Below are 20,548 nucleotides of genomic sequence, written 5' to 3'. Positions count from 1 at the left end.
TTGCGGATCGCGCTCGACGACAGCGACGAACGCGGGCCGTGGATGAAGGTCCAGGCCGGCGCGTTCATGCGGGCGAGCCGCGGTGGGGGGGGGGGGGGGGCGGGGGGGTGTAAACCACACACCCCCACAAACCCCACCCCCCCCCCGCCACACCCCCCCGCCCCGCCCTTTTCAATCGTGAGTGACCAAGCCAAGCTTGGCCGACCGCAACACGGTCAGGCTATGCGGCCCGCGCTGCCGGCCGCTTACCGCCGAAGCGGCGCTTGTTGTTGCCCTTGAAGGGCTTGGCGCCTTCCGGCTTGCGCTCGCCCGCAAAGGCTGGCTTGTCGCCGAACCGCTTCTTGCCGAAGCCGTTGTTTGCGCCGCCGGGCCGCCTGCCGTCGCGACGGCCATTGTGGTCGTTGCGATCATTGGCCGGTTCGAAACTACGCTCGTTCTTCTCGGCGGGATTGCGCTGTGGATCGGGGCTGCCGAGATGGTCGGCAACGATCGGCAGCTTGGTGCGGATGATGCGCTCGACCTGGCGCAGCTTGCTGTTTTCGGACGGGTCGCAGAGCGTGATGGCGATGCCGTCCATGCCGTTACGGCCGGTGCGGCCGATGCGGTGGACATAGCTCTCCGCCTCGTCCGGCAGGTCGAAATTCACCACATGGCTTATGCCCGGCACGTCGATGCCGCGCGCCGCAATGTCGGTCGCCACGAGAATGCGCACCGAACCCTCGCGGAAATCGTTGAGTGCCTTCTGGCGAGCGTTCTGCGACTTGTTGCCGTGGATGACGGCGGCCTTGAAGCCGTCACGCTCGAGATCCTTTGTCACCCTGTCGGCGCCATGCTTGGTGCGCGAAAAGATGATGACGGACTTCATCGCCTCGTCGGCAAGCATGTTGGCCAGCACCTGACGCTTCTGCTTGGTGCGGGCAAAGACGACGCCCTGCACGATCTCGGCGGCCGCGGTGCTGTGAGGAGCGACTTCGACGCGAATCGGGTTCTTCAGCAGGCCTTTCGCCAGTTCGGCGATTTCGGCCGGCATGGTTGCCGAGAACAGCACCGTCTGACGGTCCGGCGCCGTCGCCCTGGCGATGCGCTTGACGTCGTTGATGAAGCCCATGTCGAGCATGCGGTCGCCTTCATCCAGCACCAGCCATTTGGTGTCGGCAAGCACGAGGTCGCCTTCACGCACCAGGTCGGTCAGCCGACCTGGCGTTGCGATCAGGATGTCGACGCCGGGCGCAACCTTCTTCACCTGGCTGAAGCGCGAGACGCCGCCAAGCACCAGCGCTGTCGAGACATGCGCGCCCTTGGCAAGCAGCTTGATCATCTCCTCGATCTGCACGGCGAGTTCGCGCGTCGGCGCCAGGATCAGTGCGCGGGCTGTCTTCGGCCGGCGCTTGGTGCCAAGTGCGATGATCTTCGACAGGATCGGCAGCGCGAACGCCGCCGTCTTGCCCGAGCCGGTCTGGGCGATGCCGAAAATGTCGCGGCCTTCGAGCTGCGGCGGGATCGCCTGGGCCTGGATCGGCTTCGGATCGGTAAAGCCGGCGGCATTCGTGGCCTTGAGCAGTGCGCCGGTAATTCCAAGTGCGGCGAAACCGTTCAGTTCCCCAGCGTCCTTACCGGTCAAAGTGTTTTCATTGGTCAAAATATTCTTCTTTCATGCGGCTCCTGGCCGCAAACATCAATGGCGGCAGGGCGCAACCTGCCGTCGAAAATTGTCATGAAACGACAAGGCGGGCGGACGTTATCGTCCGCACGGCAGCGCTGTCGTGCCCGCAGGCATCATGCCACGGGGCTTTTTCGCCACCTTGCCGATATGTCGGGAAGAGGGAAAACAGACGCAACCAGTCTCATTCATCGAGAAGGCCGGATTATCCCGGCCCAAGCGCCTATGCCGCCGCATATGGCCCAGTTCGCATCGAAATGCAAGGGGCCTGATGCTGCAGCGCAGCAAAAGCCATTAGGAAGCGGCGCTTGCGCTCTCTCCCAGGCATGATTACCACAATCAAGCTTTCCGTTTCGGGGACCGGTCATGAAGGACGTGCTGAAGGAACTCGAGCGCCGCCGCGAGGTCGCTCGCATGGGCGGCGGCCAGGCCCGCATCGACGCCCAGCACAAGAAGGGCAAGCTGACCGCCCGCGAACGCATAGACGTCTTTCTCGACGAGGGCTCGTTCGAGGAGTTCGACATGTATGTCGAGCACCGCTCGACCGATTTCGGCATGGAGAAAACCAAGATCGCCGGCGACGGCGTCGTTACCGGCTGGGGCACCGTCAACGGTCGCCCGGTCTATCTTTTCGCCAAGGATTTCACCGTGTTCGGCGGCTCGCTGTCCGAGGCGCATGCCGAAAAGGTGGTCAAGGTGCAGGAGATGGCACTGCGCAACCGCGCGCCGATCATCGGCCTCTACGACGCCGGCGGCGCCCGCATCCAGGAAGGCGTGGCGGCCCTCGGCGGCTATGCCGAGATCTTCCAGCGCAATGTACTGGCCTCCGGCGTCATTCCGCAGATTTCACTGATCATGGGCCCTTGCGCCGGCGGCGACGTCTATTCGCCGGCGATGACCGACTTCATCTTCATGGTCCGCGACACCTCCTATATGTTCGTCACCGGCCCGGATGTGGTGAAGACCGTCACCAATGAGACGGTCACCGCCGAAAGCCTCGGCGGCGCTTCCGTCCACACGACGAAGTCCTCGATCGCCGACGGAGCCTACGACAATGACGTCGAGGCGCTGCTGCAGATGCGCCGGCTGGTCGATCTGCTGCCCGCCTCCAACACGGCGGAAATTCCCGAGATCGAATGCTACCAATCGGTCACCGATCACGATCTGTCGCTCGACCGGCTGATTCCCGACAATGCCAACAAACCTTACGACATCAAAGAGTTGATCCTTAAAGTTTCCGACGAGGGTGACTTCTTCGAGATCCAGCAGAATTTTGCGAAAAACATCGTCACCGGCTTCGGCCGTGTCGAAGGCCGCACAGTCGGCTTCGTGGCCAACCAGCCGATGGTGCTGGCCGGCGTGCTCGATTCGGATGCCAGCCGCAAGGCCGCGCGTTTCGTGCGCTTCTGCGACTGCTTCTCGATCCCGATCGTCACCTTCGTCGACGTCCCGGGCTTCCTGCCCGGCACCGCGCAGGAATATGGCGGGTTGATCAAGCACGGCGCCAAGCTTCTGTTCGCCTATGCCGAAGCGACCGTGCCAAAGATCACCGTCATCACCAGAAAGGCCTATGGCGGCGCCTATGATGTCATGGCGTCAAAACATCTGCGCGGCGATATGAACTATGCCTGGCCAACGGCGCAGATTGCGGTGATGGGCGCCAGGGGCGCGGTCGAGATCATCTATCGCAAGGACATCGGCGACGCGGAGAAAATTGCAGCACGCACAAAGGCTTACGAGGATCGCTTTTTATCGCCCTTCGTTGCCGCCGAGCGCGGCTATGTCGACGAGGTGATCATGCCGCATTCGACCCGCCGCCGCATCGCCCGCGCGCTCAGGATGCTGCGCAACAAGGATATGCAAAACCCTTGGAAGAAACACGACAACATCCCGCTGTGAGGGGCTGATGTCGCGCCTGGTCCTCTACATGGGAGCGCGTTTCGGCAGATTTGCCATCCTGCTCTTCGCTCTCCCGCTGTTCTGCCCAATAGTCCTGTGGTTCTGGCTCCTCGATTGGCATCCGCTCGCCGTCATCGCGACTGGTGCTGTTGCAATCCCGGCCGCGATGCTGGCCATCGTTCTGTTGATCGGAACATTGTTCGCCGGTTTTCGACCCAGCAAGGTCAAGGGGATTACTCGGGAATCAGCCCCGAAGCTGTGGGCTGTCTGGGAGAGTATTGCCGGCAAACACCGCGCCAGCCGAACGAGGATCATCCTGAGCGACGATCTCAACGCCAGCGTCGGTGAAGAGCGGCCGTTTCTAGGCTTGCTTGGTCGCAGGCCGATTCTCACCATCGGCCTGCCATTGCTCGCAGCGACCGACCAAAAGGCATTTGCGGCGATCTTGGCTCATGAGGACGCCCATCTGAAAAACAAAGATACAAATGGCGGACTCAACCTGGCCGAACTCGAGAAAAGCTTCGATCTAATCTTCGACTTCGCTCCTCCGGGGAAAACCGTTTCAGGCAGCCTGTTCTACTGGATGCTTGGTCCGCTGTCGCGCACTCTGGAGCGCGAAGAAATACGGTTGTCGCGACGAGCGGAAATTGACGCAGATCGCCATGCAGCGACGTCCGGCGACGCACATGATGCGGCCCGCGCCCTGCTTCTGATCGGTGCCGCCAGTGCGTTCTTCGATGATCAAGTCTATAGCCCGCTCCAGCGTGAACTGCTTGGCGCCATGGCTCCGCCCCGTCCACCACTCGAAAGGGTCCTGGCGGCCGCCGCTCACTTGTCGAGACTTCCCATTCTGCAGGAGTATGCTCAAAAAGCGTGGGACGCGCGAGATAACGAAAGTGCGGACCATCCGCCCTGGTCCGAACGTCTGATTGCTCTTGGATTTAGCTCGGCTCCAGAGATAGAACCAATTCTGGTTTCTGCCTTGTCGAGCCTGCTGAGCGATGCGTTCGTCGCCGAACGCGTCCGCCATTTCGACGGCGAATGGACATCGAACATCGCCGACGACCTCGATCGATAGCTATCCACCTGGAACTACTGCGGCCAATGCCTCAGTCGGTGGCCTATTCCTCTTCCGCAGCACCGAACCCGGCTCCCATCGTCGCGCGGGCAGCGCCCGACCACGGCGTGGCGTGATTGTCGATGCGCATCTGGAAGATAAAATAGGTCGGCGAGCAGAAGCCGATGCCTTTCACCTTGCCGATGCCGGGCGTATCGGGTGGCAGCGACTGGCACATGTAATCCTCGCGGCAGAAATGGTCGGCCGAGCAGGCAGGACGATTGCCGCGATTGACGGCACCGCCCAGGCACTGGTCGAAATTATTGGTCGCTACGCAGGTGTCGAATTTTTTGCCGCCGACCAACCCGCAAATCTCGTTCGGCATCGGTTTGCCCGTCTTGAAGGCGGCAAAGCTGCGATCCCGGTCGTCGCAGCCGCGATAGGCAATCCCCGCCGGCACACCGATCTTCGGCGGCCGGCAGGTGTAGGCGGCGCGCGAAATGCTTGGCGCGAACGCCGCGAACTGGCCGGTGATGGTATAGCGGTCATTGAAAGGCTGTTCCGGGTTGCTGGCGATCGAGCCGGTCAGGCATGGATGGCCGGAAAACATGTTTTCGCTGTCCTTGGGCAGCAGGCATTGCGCCAGCTTGGTGCGCACGCCGGACACGGTCGCCAGCGGCGTGCAGACGGTGCCGCCGCCGCATTGCCAAGTCGCGCCAAAGCGGGCCGCATCCGCCGGCATCAGGCACGGCATCGCCATCTCGGCCGGCGAATAGGCGATCTGTCCAGCATCGCTCCATGTCGCCGGCGGCGCGAAGGACAGCGGGCGGAAGCGGTTCGGTTCCTTGCCGTCGGCAGTCGCGTGCAGCCAGGCGACGCGACGCGGGATGTCGGCGTGGAGATGCGGCGAGATGCCGACCTCGATGCGGTTGAGCGGCGAGGTCGTCTTGTCATCGAGGCCGATGAAATGGAAACCGGCGGTCGAGCCCGCCTGATGGCAGCCTTGGCAGGCGCCGTTGTCCAGCCGCTCGACCAATGCCTCTGGCGTGCGCACCAGCTTCAGCGCAGAGAAATCGAGCCCTTCGAAATCCGCGGGCTGGAACAGCGGCGTGAACGGGTGGTTGGCCTGCCTTGCGCTGCCGAAGGTCGACCACGAAATGACCTTCCTTGCCAAAAACTCATCGGGGATTTGGTAGACGCCGAGATCGACCGCCGCAACATTGGTGCGGACATAGTCGGCAAGTCTTGCTTTCAGCGCGGCGTCTTCGGCAAGACGTGCCATGTCGGGCGTGTTTTCCAGCGGCTTTTCGCTGACAGCCGTTCCGTCGATGCCGAAAATTCGCATGAGATAGGCAGCCTGCCCGCCGAATTCGGTCTCCTGGCCGGAGGGGAAGCGGATCACTTGCGCATTGAGCTCGAGCTGTTTGAAGGTGAGCGCCGCCCTTTCCAGCGGCCCGCCGGTCAGCCAGCCGGCATCGACGCTCTCGTCGAGCTGTGGTGCCCAGCGTCCGGCGACGCCGACACAGCCGCCATCGACATCCGGCGTGGCATTGTAGACGGCACTGAAATTGAACGGCAGGCGCGAGGCCAAAACCTTGCCGTTCTTCTTGAAGCTGTAGGCGAGGCGATAGATAAAGCGCACTTCGCCGCAACTCCCGTCGCCTTTCAGCGCGGCGAAGTCGCGCCGGTCGAGCCGGTTGACCACGCCGACGAGGCGGAACCGCGCTGCGTCGGTCCTCAGCCAGCGTATGTCCATGACACGGCCAACATTGCCGTCGGTCACCTCGTACAGCGGCCGGCCGCCGGCCTTCATCTCGGTCCGCAATGCTGCGACGTCGCTTGCAATCGTTTCGACGATCGCGTGGTAAGCCGGCGCCTTGTCATAAAGCGTCTTCAAATCGCCCTTGCCGTCGACGCCGAAAATGCCGGCGAAGCCAAAGCCCTTGGCATCGAGAGCAGCAAGTACCGCTGGATCATCGACGATGGTCACCGGCTGCTCAGCGGCATTCGCCGACAGTGTCGCCAAAGCGGCCATGACGAGCGTGGTGAAAAGGAGTGCAATGCGTCTCATCGAAGGTCCGGCTGGCTTTCGATCAATTCCCGCAGCACTGGCACCAGAGCCGACGGTAGATCCTCGGCGATCAAGCCGGGCCCGAAACGACGGCCGGCCTCGGCGTGGATCCAGACCGCCGCGCAGGCAGCCTGGAAGGCCGCCATGCCTTGCGCCAGCAATCCGGCCGCGATCCCCGACAGAACGTCACCAGAGCCAGCCGTGGCCAGCCACGGCGCACCGTTGGCATTGATCGCGGCCCTGCCGTCGGGCGCCGCGATCACCGTGTCGGCACCCTTGTAGACGACAATGGCATTGGCGCGCTTTGCTGCTTCGCGCGCCTTGGTCACTTTGGACTGTTTTTTGTTCCCAGCGATATCTGGAAAAAGCCTGGCGAATTCACCCTCATGTGGCGTCAGCACCAGTGCCGGTGACCATGTCTGACGCGCTGCGTCGAACAGTGCCTGAGGCTGAAGCGCCAACGAGGTGATGGCGTCGGCATCCAGAACGATGGCACTGGCGTGAATTTCAGGCGTAGCCGCTGATGCGCGGGTCAGATCCGCGATCGCCGCAATCAACTGCAATGCGAAATCGCCGACCTTGGGTTTCGGCCCGAGCCCCGGTCCGAACACCAGCGCCTCGGGATGCCGCGCCACGAGGAATTCCTGCACCTCTTCGGGCGAGCCGGCCTCGCGCAGCATGATCGAGGTCAGATGCGCGGCGTTCACCTGCATGGCGTTTCCAGGTGAAAGCACAGTTACTGCCCCTGCCCCACTGCGAGCCGCGGCCATGGCCGACAACCTCGCTGCGCCCGTCGCACTCGGTCGGCCGGAAAAGACAGCAACATGGCCACGCTTGTATTTATGCGAATCGACAGCCGTTCTCGGGAAGTACCATCGCAGCCAAAGTTCCGGTGTGTTCTCGAACGCCGTGACCTTGAGCTGATCGATGATCCCATCCGGAATGCCGATATCGGCGACGATGATCTCGCCGCACAGCTCGCGCCCCGGCATCAGCAGATGGCCTGGCTTTTTCCGCACGAAAGTCACCGTGACCTCGGCCTGGAAGTGAGCGTTAGTCAAGCCGGTCTCGCCTGACACACCCGAAGGCAAATCGATCGAGACCACCGGGACGCGCTCAGCGCTGCTCAAGCCTGAGACGGCCAACGCATGCATCGAAATGTCCTTGGACAGTCCCGCGCCGTAGAGTGCGTCCACGACCACTTCACCCGCTTCCGGGTAGCAATGGCCAATGTGTTCCACGGGCAAGTTGCAGGCATCAGAGGCCAACGCGGCATCGCTTCCGGGTTTCTGCTTGCCTTCGGCCCAGACGGCAACGTTCATGCCGGCCTCTGCCAACAACCGCGCCACGACATAGCCGTCGCCGCCATTGTTGCCGGGGCCGCACAGGACATGGACGCGTCTCGCTTGGGGATAGCGCGCCAGGACGACGGCAGCGACCGCTTCGCCGGCGCGCCGCATGAGGCCGAAGCCATCGAGTGGCCCGGCCGCAATCGCCAGCCGATCGGCCTCGGCCATTTCAGACGGAGACAAAAGTTCGTTGCTCATGGAATATCAGGCGACATGCACATCATTTCCCCAAGCATTGTCCAGTTTTTGATCCGACGCAAACAACGAAGGTCCCTAAGCAAAGTTGGCGGCGTACCTCGTTCGGGACGACGGCGCGCAGCTGCTCATGAAATATCCGATCTGCCCAATTTTTGTGCGGACGGCAGGACCGGCGGTGTGTAGGCTCGCGGTGTTCATGGCGCATCCGACGCAGCGAATGATGCGAATGTACATTCCTGCGCGGCATGGTATCCAAATCATGTGAGGCTGCTCGGCGCCCCATCAATTGGCACAGTTCGTGCTTGATTGAGGCGCAAGCGGGGCTCACAACCCGTCTTTTTTGGCAGTGGAGGCCACTTTTTACATGAAAAAGATCGAAGCGATCATCAAGCCGTTCAAGCTAGACGAAGTGAAAGAAGCGCTTCAGGAGGCCGGGCTGCAAGGTATCACCGTTACCGAGGCCAAAGGGTTTGGCCGCCAGAAGGGCCATACCGAGCTTTATCGCGGTGCCGAATATGTCGTCGACTTCCTGCCGAAGGTGAAAATCGAGGTCGTGCTCGGCGACGATGCCGTCGAAGCCGCGATCGAAGCCATCCGCAAGGCGGCCCAGACCGGCCGCATCGGCGACGGCAAGATCTTCGTCTCCAACATCGAGGAAGTCGTGCGCATCCGCACCGGCGAAACCGGCATGGACGCGGTCTGAATTTTCCCGTTAAAAGGCCATGTTCAAAACGTCATCACATAGGGAAGCAGGGACATGACGACAGCCAAAGACATCATGAAGCAGATCAAGGACAACGACGTGAAGTTCGTCGATCTGCGCTTCACCGATCCGAAGGGCAAACTGCAGCACGTTACTATGGATGTCGTCGAGGTCGAGGAAGACATGTTTGCCGATGGTGTCATGTTCGACGGTTCCTCGATCGCCGGCTGGAAAGCGATCAACGAGTCCGACATGGTGCTGATGCCCGATCCCGATACGGTGCATATGGACCCGTTCTTCGCCCAGTCGACCATGGTCATCCTGTGCGACATCCTCGATCCGATCTCGGGAGAATCCTACAACCGCGACCCGCGCGGCACCGCCAAGAAGGCCGAGGCCTACATGAAGGCGGAAGGCATCGGCGACCAGATCTTCGTCGGTCCTGAAGCCGAGTTCTTCGTGTTCGACGACGTCAAGTACAAGGCCGACCCCTACAATACCGGCTTCCGGCTGGATTCGACCGAATTGCCGTCCAATGACGACACCGATTACGAGACCGGTAACCTCGGCCACCGGCCGCGCATCAAGGGCGGCTATTTCCCGGTGCCGCCGATCGATTCGGCACAGGACATGCGCTCGGAAATGCTCACCGTGCTCGCCGAGATGGGCGTGCGCGTCGAAAAGCACCACCATGAAGTGGCCGCCGCCCAGCACGAGCTCGGCATCAAGTTCGACACGCTGGTCCGCAACGCCGACAAGATGCTGATCTACAAATATGTCGTGCACCAGGTCGCCAATGCGTACGGCAAGACGGCCACTTTCATGCCGAAGCCGGTATTCGGCGACAATGGCTCTGGCATGCACGTCCACCAGTCGATCTGGAAGGAAGGCAAGCCGACCTTCGCCGGCAACGAATATGCCGGCCTGTCCGAGAGCTGCCTGTTCTACATCGGTGGTATCATCAAGCATGCCAAGGCGATCAACGCCTTCACCAACCCGCTGACCAACTCCTACAAGCGCCTGGTGCCCGGCTATGAAGCGCCGGTGCTGCTCGCCTATTCGGCTCGCAACCGCTCGGCCTCGTGCCGCATTCCGTTCGGCTCGTCGCCGAAGGCCAAGCGCGTCGAGGTCCGCTTCCCCGATCCGGGCGCGAACCCCTATCTTGCCTTTGCCGCCATGCTGATGGCCGGCCTCGACGGCATCAAGAACAAGATCCATCCGGGACAGCCGATGGACAAGGATCTCTACGACCTTCCGCCGAAGGAATTGAAGAAGATCCCGACCGTCTGCGGCTCGCTGCGCGAAGCCCTGCAGAGCCTCGACAAGGACCGCGGCTTCCTGAAGGCCGGCGGCGTATTCGACGACGACCAGATCGACAGCTACATCGAGCTTAAGATGGCCGAGGTGATGCGCTTCGAAATGACCCCGCATCCGGTCGAATACGATATGTACTATTCGGTCTGATCTGGATCGTTGCAGCCAACAAAAAAACCCCGGCGGAGACGCCGGGGTTTTTTTTATTGCGATGCGATCGGAGAGAACGTCACGGCGCAGACCTGAGGTCTACGCCGGGACGAATGTTCAAGCCGCGGCCGAAACCTCGGCGCTGGTCGGGACGGAGGCGATCGTCTTCAATATCTGCGAGGCAATCTGGTAGGGGTCGCCCTGCGAGTTCGGACGGCGATCCTCGAGATAGCCCTTGTAGCCGTTGTTGATGAAGGAGTGCGGCACACGGATCGAGGCGCCGCGGTCGGCGATGCCGTAGCTGAACCTGTTCCACGGCGCGGTCTCGTGCTTGCCGGTCAAACGCTTGTCGTTGTCCGGACCGTAGACGGCGATGTGATCCATCAGGTTCTTGTCGAAAGCCGCCATCAGCGCTTCGAAATACGCCTTGCCGCCGACTTCTCGCATATAGGCGGTCGAGAAGTTGGCATGCATGCCGGAGCCGTTCCAGTCGGTATCGCCGAGCGGCTTGCAGTGATATTCGATGTCGATGCCGTATTTCTCGGTCAGGCGCTGCATCAGATAGCGTGCCATCCACATCTGGTCGGCGGCCTTCTTGGAGCCCTTGCCGAAAATCTGGAATTCCCACTGGCTTTTGGCCACTTCGGCGTTGATGCCTTCATGGTTGATGCCGGCGGCGAGGCAAAGGTCGAGATGCTCCTCGACGATCTGCCTGGCGACGGAGCCGACATTGCTGTAGCCGACGCCGGTGTAGTACGGGCCTTGCGGCGCCGGATAGCCACTCTCGGGGAAGCCGAGCGGGCGGCCGTCCTTGTAGAAGAAATACTCCTGCTCGAAGCCAAACCAGGCACCCTCGTCGTCGAGGATGGTGGCGCGCTTGTTGGATGCATGCGGCGTCACGCCGTCCGGCATCATGACCTCGCACATGACGAGCGCGCCATTGGTGCGGGCGGGATCCGGATAGACGGCGACCGGCTTCAAAACGCAGTCGGAGCTGTGGCCCTCGGCCTGCATGGTCGAAGAACCGTCGAAGCCCCACAGCGGAAGCTGGTCGAGCGTCGGAAACTCGGCATAGTCCTTGACCTGCGTCTTTCCGCGAAGATTGGGAACCGGGGTGTATCCATCGAGCCAAATGTACTCGAGCTTGTATTTCGTCATTCTAGCCTCTCGTTGCTTGATCACCGAACCCTGGATGGCGCCGGGGCGAGCCGGCCTATCCAGCAGCCGACCTGCCGACTGTTAAAATGCAATTCGTGTGCCATTTGGCTGGCGACGGGTGCGGCAAAAGCGATGTAGTGTCGGCGCAAAATTGCTGAGCCGTCGTAATTGTGCGATCGGATCGCTCACAAGCATAGTTTGCATAAATATTGTGCAGCTACTGATCTTTTTATAATCATGTTGCCTAATTCGATTGCGAAACCTATCTTGGGGAAAGGTTGAATCGGCAAGGTTGTGCCGAAGAAAGGAAACCGACAATGGAAATCACTTCCACTCGTCAGTCGGCCAAAATCCTGATGTTCCCGGTGGCAGCGCGCGCTTCTGCCTCAAATTTAAGCGGAAAGGCTAAGTTCGCAGCAGAACTTGCTTCTTTGCGCAACCGAACGGATTTCGGAAGTGCCTGGTATCATGAGGCAGCGATCGAAGAAGCGAAAAACGATCGGAAGAGCTGAGCCTCCCCATCTCTCGTCTCCCTCCGATGAATCGCAAAGCCCGGCGCGATCGCTCGCGCCGGGCTTTGCTTTGAATCGGGACAGGTCGGCTATTGCTTGGTATGCAGGTCTGTTCCGAGGGTATCCCTGATGAAGATCATGCCGATGACCAGCGACATCGCCGCGATCACCACCGGGTACCAGAGACCGTAGTAGATGTCGCCCTTGTAGGCGCTGAGCGCGAACACCGTCGCCGGCAGCAGCCCGCCGAACCAGCCATTGCCGATATGGTAGGGCAGCGACATTCCGGTGTAGCGGATGCGGGTCGGAAACATCTCGACCAGGATCGCGGCGATCGGCCCGTACACCATCGTGACGAAGATCACGAGGATGAGCAGGATGCCGATCGTCATCGGCCAGTTGACCGCCGCCGGGTCGGCGAACATGGCGAAGGGACCGCCGCCCGGTATGGTGTAGACGGTGACCTCGGGAGCTCCCGCGGCCTCATCGGCACTCAGCAGCTTGTCCTTGATCGCCTGCTCGGTCGGAACCGTCGCCTTCTCGCCGGCGCGGATCGCGGCCGCGTCGAGCTTCAGCTCGGGATTGGCCGCGATGAAGGCTTCGAGCTTCTGGTCCGGCACCTTGGCCGCTGCCCGCCTCAGCGGGTAGCCACCGTCCTGAAGCGCTGTGTTGACCGCCTTGGCGAAGGCGGCGTCCTTGGCCTTGGCCTGGTCGCCGGCGGCAGTAGCGTCATACGACGCAACCGTCTCGTTGCCGATTTTGACCGACGCAGCGGTGCCGGGGGCTGCCGTGGCCACTACGTCATAAGGCACCGAGTTCTTGGTCAGGAACGAGGTGGCGATATCACAGGACGTGGTGAACTTCGCCGTGCCCACCGGATTGAACTGGAACTTGCAGTCTCCCGGTGCCGCGGTCACCGTCGCCCGGGTGTTCTGCTGCGCGGTGGCGAGCGCCGGGTTGGCTGCCCAGGTCAGCGCCTTGAACAACGGGAAAGTGCAGACGATCGCCAGTGCAAGGCCGGCCATGATGATCGGCTTGCGACCGATCTTGTCGGAGAGCCAGCCGAACACGACGAAAAAGATGGAGCCGACCGCCAGCGCGATTGCGATCATGATGTTGACCGACTGCGCGTCGACCTTGAGCACGTTGGTTAGGAAGAACAGCGCGTAGAACTGGCCATTGTACCAGACCACGGCCTGGCCGGCTGTGAGGCCGAGCAGTGCCAGCAGCGCAATCTTTGCGTTCTTCCATTGGCCGAAGGCTTCCGTCAATGGCGCCTTGGAGCCTTTGCCTTCGTCCTTCATGCGCTGGAAGGTCGGCGATTCAGAAAGCGACAGCCGGATCCATATCGAAATCCCGAGGAGCAGAAAGGAAACGATGAAAGGAATGCGCCAACCCCACGCGGCGTAGGTTTCCTTGGCCATCGACCCCTGGACGATCAGGATGACGACCAGCGACAGGAACAGGCCGAGCGTTGCCGTCGTCTGTATCCACGACGTGTAGTAGCCGCGGCGATCGTCGGGTGCGTGCTCGGCGACATAGGTCGCGGCACCGCCATACTCGCCACCGAGCGCCAGGCCTTGCAACATGCGCAAGATGATCAGGATCACGGGAGCGGCAATGCCCAAAGTCGCATAGCCAGGCAGCAAGCCGACCAGGAAGGTCGACAGGCCCATGATCGTCATCGTGACAAGGAAAGTGTATTTACGGCCGACAAGATCGCCGATGCGGCCGAACAGCAATGCGCCGAACGGACGCACGAGGAAGCCAGCGGCGAAAGCCAGAAGCGCGAAGATATTGCGCGTAGCTTCCGGGATGGTTGGGCTGAAAAAAGTCGAACCAATGAACACTGCCAACGAGCCGTAGAGATAAAAATCATACCATTCGAAAACGGTGCCGAGCGAGGAGGCGAAGATGACCTTCTTCTCCTCGCGCGTCATGCCGCGGCTTGTTTTGCCGGCGGTCGATGCCATTGCCATGAGTGTATCCTCCCGTGTGATTCCGTCGGTCCTCGATGCTGCGCGTCATCGTCCGCGTTTCCTCGGAACGCAGACTCAGTGCAGCCACCGGTGCAAAAAATGACAGAAAGCAGTGCCCAGAGGCAGACCGCCTTTGGGATTATGACTTTGGTCTAATGTGCAGTGCGAAATAGCGGCCGGTGCCGTCAGCCTTTGAGCGCTTCGAGCAGGCTGACTGCCGCCATCATGTCGCGCTTGCGGGCGGCGCGGCGGGCGACGGCCTCGGCATCATGGCCCCATTGCTCGGCCTGCCAGTCCTCGTCGACATGGCCGGCAGCCCAGGCCACCTCGCCGTCGAGCTCGCCGAAATCGACGGCCAGCGCCAGCAGCGCCGATCCGGTCAGCGAGGTCATGACGTAGATGGCAGCAAGGCGCAGCGGATCGGCACGTTGGGCTAGATGCTGGCCAAGCAGCGCGATACTCTCGCGCGGCTGCTCGACGTGGATCACGCCTTCGGCGAGCTGGAACCGGGCGCCGAGCGCGCTGCGCGCCCAGTCGATGACCGGATCCCAATGCTCGTTCTGCCGGTCGACCAGCCCCTGTGGTGTATCCGCGCGGTAGCAGAGCAGATCTGATGAGGCGAAGCGCAGGATGTCCTCCAGCACCGCCTGGGGATCACTGGCGACCCCATCGATTGCGGTGTTGACCAGACGCATCACCGGCATCGTTACCGGGTCGATGGTCTCCTCCTGTGCGGCGAATTCCTCGGCGACGAGAGCAGCCGCCTTTTCGGTCGGCAGCGCCAGCAGCGCCTTGGCCGGTGTGCGGACGGGCTTGCCATCGAGATGGACGGCAAAACCATCCTCGACCGGTGCCACCGCGACGGTCTTGTAGAAGCGTTTTGGCAGCGGCGTCTTCATCTGGATCTGGGCGCGACGCACCGGATCCGGATCGGAGAGCTGCTTTCCAGCTTCGAGGTCGTTCAAAATATCGCGCATGCTCATCCGGGGCTTTGTTTTCGGGCCGGCCGGTTGACGATGATAAGACCGGCGGCGATCAGGCCGAGTGCCAGAAAGATACGAACGGTCAACGGCTCGTTCAAGAACACGGCGCCGCAAAGCACGCCGAAGACCGGCGACAGGAAGGTGAAGCTCGACAGGCCAGATGCAGGGTAGCGCCGCAGCAGCCAGAACCACAGCACATAGGTGAAGGCGACAACGTAGACGGCCTGGAACAACAGCGCCAAGGTCGGCAGAAGGGTAAAGCTGCGGACGGGCGGCCCGGCAAAGGGCATCACCAAAATGCCGACGGCGGCGGCACCGGCCAGCTGATAGAGCAGCAGCTTTTCGGCGCTGGCCTCCACCAGTTTCGACCGCTTGATGACAATGTTGGTCACGGCCCACAGAATGCCGGCGCCGAGACTGAGCAGGTCGCCGCTCAACGTCTCGCCACCATTAGCGCTCAGTTTGTCGGAAAACACCGCGACCAGCCCGGCGAAAGCGAGCAGAAGCCCAACGAGCTTGCGTGCCGTGATGCTTTCGTCCAGCAGGAAATGGCCGCCGACCAGCATCCAGAACGGCATGGTGTTGACCAGCAAGGTGTTGCGCACGACGGTGGTGTGCTCGAGCCCGACATACAGAAACAGGAACTCGAGACCGAAAAGCGCGCCTGCCAGAATGCCGGCGACGAGAGTCTTGTCGGGCGTGAACAGCGCGATGCCGCGCCAGCGGCACCAGCCGAAAACACACAGGCCGCCGATCACCGAGCGGGCGATCGATAGGAAAACGGGATCGTAGCCGGCATAGGAGATCTTGGCGGCGACGTAGTTCAGGCCCCAGGAAAAGGTCAGCCCGACCATGATGGCGGCGGCCGCCAGATCGACCGCGTCACGGCGGTCGAGCGTATCTGTGGCGACGCCCACCGGCCCTAGTCCTCCGCGCTTGCGTCGTCGAAGCCGATCAGGTTCCAGCTCTGGCGCATGTGCGGCGGCATCGGCGCGGTGACGTCGACAAACCCCTTATCGGGATGCGGGATGACGATGCGGCGGGCGTGCAGATGCAGGCGGTTTTGCATGCCGCCTGGAAAATCCCAATTGGTGTCGGCTTCGAAATATTTGGGGTCGCCGATGATCGGGCAACCGATATGGGCGGCATGAACACGAAGCTGATGAGTGCGCCCGGTATAGGGTTCCATCTCCAGCCACGACAGGGTCTGCGCCGCCTGTTCGACGATGCGGTAATAAGACACGGCGTGGTCGGCGCCCTTTTCGCCATGCTTGGCGATGCGCACGCGATCGCCGTCGGGCGTCGGTTCCTTGATCAACCAGGTCGAGATCTTGTCCTCGCGCTTCGGCGGCACACCTTTGACCAGCGCCCAGTAGGTTTTCTTCGTCTCACGCGCCCGGAACGCTTCGGCGAGCTTCATGGCGGCGAGCCTTGTACGGGCGACAACCAGCACACCCGACGTGTCGCGGTCGAGCCGGTGCACCAGGCGCGGCTTCTCGCCCTTCTGGTTGCGCCAGGCTTCCAGCATGTCGTCGACATTGCGGGTAACGCCCGAACCGCCCTGAACCGCTAGGCCGGCCGGCTTGTTGAAGACGAAGACCTTCGGGTCCTCATGGATCAGCATCTTGGCCAAGACATCGGCATCGCCCTGGTTGCGTATCGAATGGCCGGTGAGCGGGCTTTCGCCTTTCTTGTCCACTTCGAGCGGCGGCACACGCACCGTCTGGCCGGCTTCGACGCGTGTATCGGCCTTCACCCTGCCGCCGTCGACGCGGATCTGGCCGGAACGCAGCAGCTTCTGCAGATGACCGAAACCGAGACCGGGGAAATGGGTCTTGAACCAGCGGTCGAGCCGCATGCCCGCCTCACCGGTATCCACTGTGATCTGTTCAACGCCTGCCATGATTCCAATCGCCGTTTTGCGAACATGCAACGGCATTCGCCGGCACCCGCAATCTCACTCGGTTATTCGTTGTCGGTTCCATATTGCAGAACCTGAACTTTCTCCAGCGTGATCAAGCCACTTGTCATGATTGTTTCAAGCACGGGCAGAAAAGCGGCCAATTTTTCCTCGTCGTCGACGATCTCGATGACAAGGGGAAGGTCCTCCGAGAGACGGAGGATCTTCGTGGTGTGAAGTCGGCTGGAATGGCCAAATCCCATCGCCCCGCGCAGGACGGTCGCGCCGGCAATCTGCATTTCGCGGGCCTTCAGCACGATGACCTCATACAGCGGACGGCCATCTGCCCTGTCGTTTTCGCCGATAAATATGCGCAGCAATTGTGCCAGTGGTGGTATCTTCATTGCCTGGATCCTCTCAGCCGGTTGAGGCGCACTGCAAAGATGTGGCCAAGCCAGACGGCGGCAAGCCAGGCCACCACGGAGATCGCGATATTGAGTGCCGCCGCCACAAGCTTCCCGCTTTGCGCGAGGGTGAGTGTTTCAAGGCTGAAAGCGGAGAAGGTCGTCAGGCCACCGCAGAAGCCGGCCATGAAGAACTGGCGCTGCAGCGGACTGGCGAAGACGCGACCATCCGGTCCCGTCAATGTCGCATAGAAGCCGATGAGGAATGAGCCGACAATGTTGACGAGGAGCGTGCCGAAGGGAAATCCAGTGCCCCACCAGGCGGTGCTCGCCAATGAGGCGAGCGCCCGCAGCACGCCGCCGATCATGCTGCCAGCGGCCACGGTCGCATAGATACGAACCGTTTGGCTCGTTCGGCGCCAGCCAATGAGGCGCGCCGCACGCCCCGCCATCCCGTCGGAGCGGAGCTTCTGCGGGCCGCTCATGGCGCCCCGCTGCCAATCAGAAGACTTCCCGCGGCAAAGCCCAGCGTCACGCCGCCGAGGCTCAGGAAAACCGAAAGCAGCACATTTCCGCCGGCGCGCAGCCATTCGCCCTCACGCGCCAGCGCCAGCGTCTGCAGGCTGAATGAAGAGACCGTGGTGTAGCAGCCGAGGCCGCCGGTGACGACAAAGGCCCAAAGGGCAGGCATGCCGTCGCGCGCCACGGCATGCGCAACGACGCCGATTGCAAACGCCCCCGACACATTGACGACCATCGTGCCCCAAGGAAAGGTCTCGCCGACCCGGCGGGCGACGAAGCCGGACAGGAAGAAGCGGGCCATTGCACCGATCGCGCCACCAAGACAGACAAGCAACAGATGATACATCGTGCTCCCTCGCGCCAGTTACGCTACGGTGTCAGGCAGCTCCGACCTTCTTCGGCTTGCTGGACGCGATCATCTTCCAGTTCTTGTAGAACATGGCATTGATGCGCTCGACGCTGACCGAAACAATGGCGAGGAGCGTCGAGATCAGACCGGGAAACGGCGATGGGCGAATGATGTCCATGAACACGCAGTAGCGGCGCCCGTCATACTCGTTGACCGAGCGATGAAGCAGCGTGTCGTCGAAGATGAACAGCGGGTTCTCGTGCCAGTAATTCTTGGCGTTGCCACACTGGACGAACACTTCCGATTTCACCGGGATGAGGTTGTAGAGAATGCGCAGGCTGAGCCGGAGCGGGCCAAAGTGCCAGGAAGTCGATTCCCTGCCGCTGAACACAGAGACGGCAATCGTCTTGATGTATTTGAAATCCTTGTTGAATTCGGCGACGTTGTCTATTTTGTGCTTGCCATACCACTGATAGACATACATGCCGCGCCGGCCGCTGCCGAAATTGGCGTCGATGTCGGCGATGATCTCGTCCTTGCGTGCCTTGAAGACATCCAGGACCTCGTTGACCTCGCGCTGGTAGTCCGGAGGAAACTGGTCCAATTTCCAGACACCGCGGTTTCTATAGCACAGCAGATCCACCAGCAGATTGAAGGGCGAAAGCAGCCAGGTGAAGATGCCGTTGCCCAGGAAATAACCACTGAACAGCGCCCAATTCTTGTTGTCGTTGCGCAACACGTCGATCAGGCCGAGGACGATGAAAATCGTCGTCAGAATGGGAATGACATAGAAGCCGAGCGCCAGCAGCGGAATGGCTATGGCGAACTTCCGAAGGGTTTTGCGGGATTTTTTTGTCATTTTTCCACGCGCCAGGCGCGATTCCGTTCTGAATATCGTCGGTACGTTTCTGGCCTGCCGCCGGCCGAAGGCGCATCTTGATAGGGTTTTTTATCCCATCAGACAACGGCGATCACACCAGTGTGCGACTGGCAGCTACTTTTCCCGCTCGCTGCGCAGCTTCGCCCAATAGTCCAGCCGCTTCCTGATATCGCGCTCGAAGCCGCGCTCGGGCGGATCGTAGAATGTCTGCCTTCCCATCTTCTCAGGAAAATAGTCCTGGCCGGAAAAAGCGTCGGGCTCGTCGTGGTCGTAGCGATAGCCGGAGCCGTAATCTTCCTGTTTCATCAGCTTGGTCGGCGCATTGAGAATGTGCTTGGGCGGCAGCAGCGAACCGAATTCCTTGGCCGCCTGTGTGGCGGCCTTGAATGCGGTATAGACTGCATTGGATTTCGGCGCGGTAGCGAGATAGACGGTAGCCTCGGCGAAGGCCAGTTCGCCCTCGGGCGAGCCCAGATAGTCGTAGGCGTCCTTGGCGGCGTTGGCGACGACGAGTGCCTGCGGGTCGGCCAGCCCGATATCCTCCATCGCCATGCGCACCAACCGGCGCCCGAGATAGAGCGGATCCTCGCCGGCGTCGAACATGCGGGCCAGATAGTAGAGTGCCGCGTCGGGGTCGGAGCCGCGCACCGATTTGTGCAAGGCGGAGATCAAATTGTAATGGCCGTCCTGGCCCTTGTCGTAGATCGGCGCGCGGCGCTGGACGATGCGCTGTAAGGCCTCGGCGCCAAACACTTCACCTGATTTGGCGGCACGCCAGACCTCTTCGGCCAGTGTCAGCGCCGCGCGGCCGTCGCCGTCGCTCATGCGGATGAGCATCGCCCGCGCCTCGTCATCGAGCGGCAGCGCCCTGCCCTCTGCCTCCTCGGCCCGCGCCAGGAGCTTGGCGATGCTGTCCTCGCCGAGCGAGTGAAAGACCAGGACGCGTGCGCGCGACAACAGCGCGGCGTTAAGCTCGAAGGACGGGTTCTCCGTGGTGGCGCCGACCAGCACGACGGTGCCGTCTTCCATCACGGGCAGAAAACTGTCCTGCTGGGCGCGGTTGAAGCGATGGATCTCGTCGACGAACAGCAGTGTCTGGCGGCCGTTGGAGCGGCGCAGCTTCGCTGCCTCGAACACTTTCTTCAGGTCGGCAACGCCGGAAAACACGGCCGAGATCTGTTCGAAAGCGAGGCTTGTCTCGCCGGCAAGCAGCCGTGCGACCGTGGTCTTGCCGGTGCCGGGCGGGCCCCAGAAGATCATCGAGCCGAGCGAGCCGGAGCCGATCAGCCGCGTCAGCGCGCCGTCGGGACCGGTCAGATGCTCCTGGCCGACGACCTCGCCGAGGTTCTTCGGGCGCAGACGGTCGGCCAGCGGCCTGCCGGGCGGCGTCTTTTCCGGTTCATCGACACTGAACAGATCGGCCATGCAACTTCTTCTGCCTGGAGCCCGACCATGCTGAC

18 protein-coding genes and 1 pseudogene are annotated in these 20,548 nt (G+C 61.7%); 5 read left to right on the top strand and 14 right to left on the bottom strand.

The genetic code is table 11. The annotated features are described in order from the left end of the window. Both NKI50_RS29395 and NKI50_RS29390 read right to left on the bottom strand, forming a co-directional pair. Window positions 1-83: pseudogene (locus tag NKI50_RS29395) on the bottom strand (nicotinic acid mononucleotide adenylyltransferase); the annotation flags it as partial. A 137-nt stretch (window positions 84-220) separates the two neighbouring features. Further along, on the bottom strand, window positions 221-1,639 hold the full coding sequence (locus NKI50_RS29390; RefSeq protein WP_023717542.1) for a DEAD/DEAH box helicase: 1,419 nt from the start codon (window positions 1,637-1,639) through the stop codon (window positions 221-223). Window positions 1,640-2,026: 387 nt separating this feature from the next. Here NKI50_RS29390 and NKI50_RS29385 point away from each other — a divergent pair, with 387 nt between their 5' ends. Continuing rightward, window positions 2,027-3,559: an acyl-CoA carboxylase subunit beta gene (locus NKI50_RS29385; protein ID WP_352718461.1), complete on the top strand. Its 1,533-nt coding sequence runs from the start codon at window positions 2,027-2,029 to the stop codon at window positions 3,557-3,559. A gap of 7 nt (window positions 3,560-3,566) precedes the next feature. Then, on the top strand, window positions 3,567-4,637 hold the full coding sequence (locus NKI50_RS29380) for a M48 family metallopeptidase (protein WP_352718459.1): 1,071 nt from the start codon (window positions 3,567-3,569) through the stop codon (window positions 4,635-4,637). 43 nt (window positions 4,638-4,680) lie between these two features. Here NKI50_RS29380 and NKI50_RS29375 read toward each other — a convergent pair whose 3' ends face one another. Both NKI50_RS29375 and NKI50_RS29370 read right to left on the bottom strand, forming a co-directional pair. After that, window positions 4,681-6,687: a hypothetical protein gene (locus NKI50_RS29375; protein ID WP_352643133.1), complete on the bottom strand. Its 2,007-nt coding sequence runs from the start codon at window positions 6,685-6,687 to the stop codon at window positions 4,681-4,683. Continuing rightward, window positions 6,684-8,234, bottom strand: coding sequence for an NAD(P)H-hydrate dehydratase (locus NKI50_RS29370; RefSeq protein WP_352643135.1), 1,551 nt, complete (start codon window positions 8,232-8,234; stop codon window positions 6,684-6,686). Before NKI50_RS29370 ends, NKI50_RS29375 begins: the two co-directional genes overlap by 4 nt. 364 nt (window positions 8,235-8,598) lie before the next feature. Here NKI50_RS29370 and NKI50_RS29365 point away from each other — a divergent pair, with 364 nt between their 5' ends. After that, window positions 8,599-8,937, top strand: coding sequence for a P-II family nitrogen regulator (locus NKI50_RS29365; protein WP_019857988.1), 339 nt, complete (start codon window positions 8,599-8,601; stop codon window positions 8,935-8,937). Between the two features lie 54 nt (window positions 8,938-8,991). Next, window positions 8,992-10,401: a type I glutamate--ammonia ligase gene (gene glnA, locus NKI50_RS29360; RefSeq protein ID WP_023717536.1), complete on the top strand. Its 1,410-nt coding sequence runs from the start codon at window positions 8,992-8,994 to the stop codon at window positions 10,399-10,401. A gap of 117 nt (window positions 10,402-10,518) precedes the next feature. Here the strand turns inward: glnA and NKI50_RS29355 are convergent, their stop codons facing one another. Then, window positions 10,519-11,559: a glutamine synthetase beta-grasp domain-containing protein gene (locus NKI50_RS29355; RefSeq protein WP_352643137.1), complete on the bottom strand. Its 1,041-nt coding sequence runs from the start codon at window positions 11,557-11,559 to the stop codon at window positions 10,519-10,521. 317 nt (window positions 11,560-11,876) lie between these two features. Here NKI50_RS29355 and NKI50_RS29350 point away from each other — a divergent pair, with 317 nt between their 5' ends. Beyond that, entirely contained in the window at window positions 11,877-12,071 is a 195-nt protein-coding gene (locus tag NKI50_RS29350) for a DUF2735 domain-containing protein (protein WP_352643139.1), read from the top strand. An 89-nt stretch (window positions 12,072-12,160) separates the two neighbouring features. Here NKI50_RS29350 and NKI50_RS29345 read toward each other — a convergent pair whose 3' ends face one another. The 9 genes from NKI50_RS29345 to NKI50_RS29305 form a co-directional block, all read right to left on the bottom strand. Beyond that, window positions 12,161-14,050, bottom strand: a complete 1,890-nt coding sequence (locus tag NKI50_RS29345; RefSeq protein ID WP_352643141.1) for an MFS transporter — start codon at window positions 14,048-14,050, stop codon at window positions 12,161-12,163. Between the two features lie 185 nt (window positions 14,051-14,235). Continuing rightward, the gene (locus tag NKI50_RS29340) at window positions 14,236-15,027 is read right to left on the bottom strand and encodes an ATP12 family chaperone protein (protein ID WP_352643143.1); all 792 of its coding nucleotides are present in this window, start codon (window positions 15,025-15,027) and stop codon (window positions 14,236-14,238) included. 2 nt (window positions 15,028-15,029) lie between these two features. After that, the gene (locus tag NKI50_RS29335) at window positions 15,030-15,887 is read right to left on the bottom strand and encodes a DMT family transporter (protein WP_084642491.1); all 858 of its coding nucleotides are present in this window, start codon (window positions 15,885-15,887) and stop codon (window positions 15,030-15,032) included. A 68-nt stretch (window positions 15,888-15,955) separates the two neighbouring features. Then, a complete protein-coding gene (locus NKI50_RS29330) occupies window positions 15,956-16,936 on the bottom strand; it encodes an RluA family pseudouridine synthase (protein WP_352643145.1) in 981 nt (326 codons plus the stop codon). A 62-nt stretch (window positions 16,937-16,998) separates the two neighbouring features. After that, the gene (locus NKI50_RS29325; protein ID WP_352643147.1) at window positions 16,999-17,337 is read right to left on the bottom strand and encodes a DUF190 domain-containing protein; all 339 of its coding nucleotides are present in this window, start codon (window positions 17,335-17,337) and stop codon (window positions 16,999-17,001) included. Further along, a complete protein-coding gene (gene crcB / locus NKI50_RS29320) occupies window positions 17,334-17,789 on the bottom strand; it encodes a fluoride efflux transporter CrcB (RefSeq protein WP_352643161.1) in 456 nt (151 codons plus the stop codon). Before crcB (NKI50_RS29320) ends, NKI50_RS29325 begins: the two co-directional genes overlap by 4 nt. Before the next feature lie 29 nt (window positions 17,790-17,818). Then, window positions 17,819-18,205: a fluoride efflux transporter CrcB gene (gene crcB / locus NKI50_RS29315; RefSeq protein WP_031193553.1), complete on the bottom strand. Its 387-nt coding sequence runs from the start codon at window positions 18,203-18,205 to the stop codon at window positions 17,819-17,821. A 31-nt stretch (window positions 18,206-18,236) separates the two neighbouring features. Further along, the gene (locus NKI50_RS29310) at window positions 18,237-19,067 is read right to left on the bottom strand and encodes an aspartyl/asparaginyl beta-hydroxylase domain-containing protein (RefSeq protein ID WP_023717527.1); all 831 of its coding nucleotides are present in this window, start codon (window positions 19,065-19,067) and stop codon (window positions 18,237-18,239) included. A gap of 135 nt (window positions 19,068-19,202) precedes the next feature. Further along, entirely contained in the window at window positions 19,203-20,513 is a 1,311-nt protein-coding gene (locus tag NKI50_RS29305; RefSeq protein ID WP_352643151.1) for a replication-associated recombination protein A, read from the bottom strand. Between the last annotated feature and the right edge of the window lie 35 nt (window positions 20,514-20,548).

This window comes from Mesorhizobium sp. M0563 (assembly GCF_040321065.1).
Taxonomy (GTDB): domain Bacteria; phylum Pseudomonadota; class Alphaproteobacteria; order Rhizobiales; family Rhizobiaceae; genus Mesorhizobium.
This window is presented reverse-complemented; position numbering and strand designations above follow the sequence as displayed.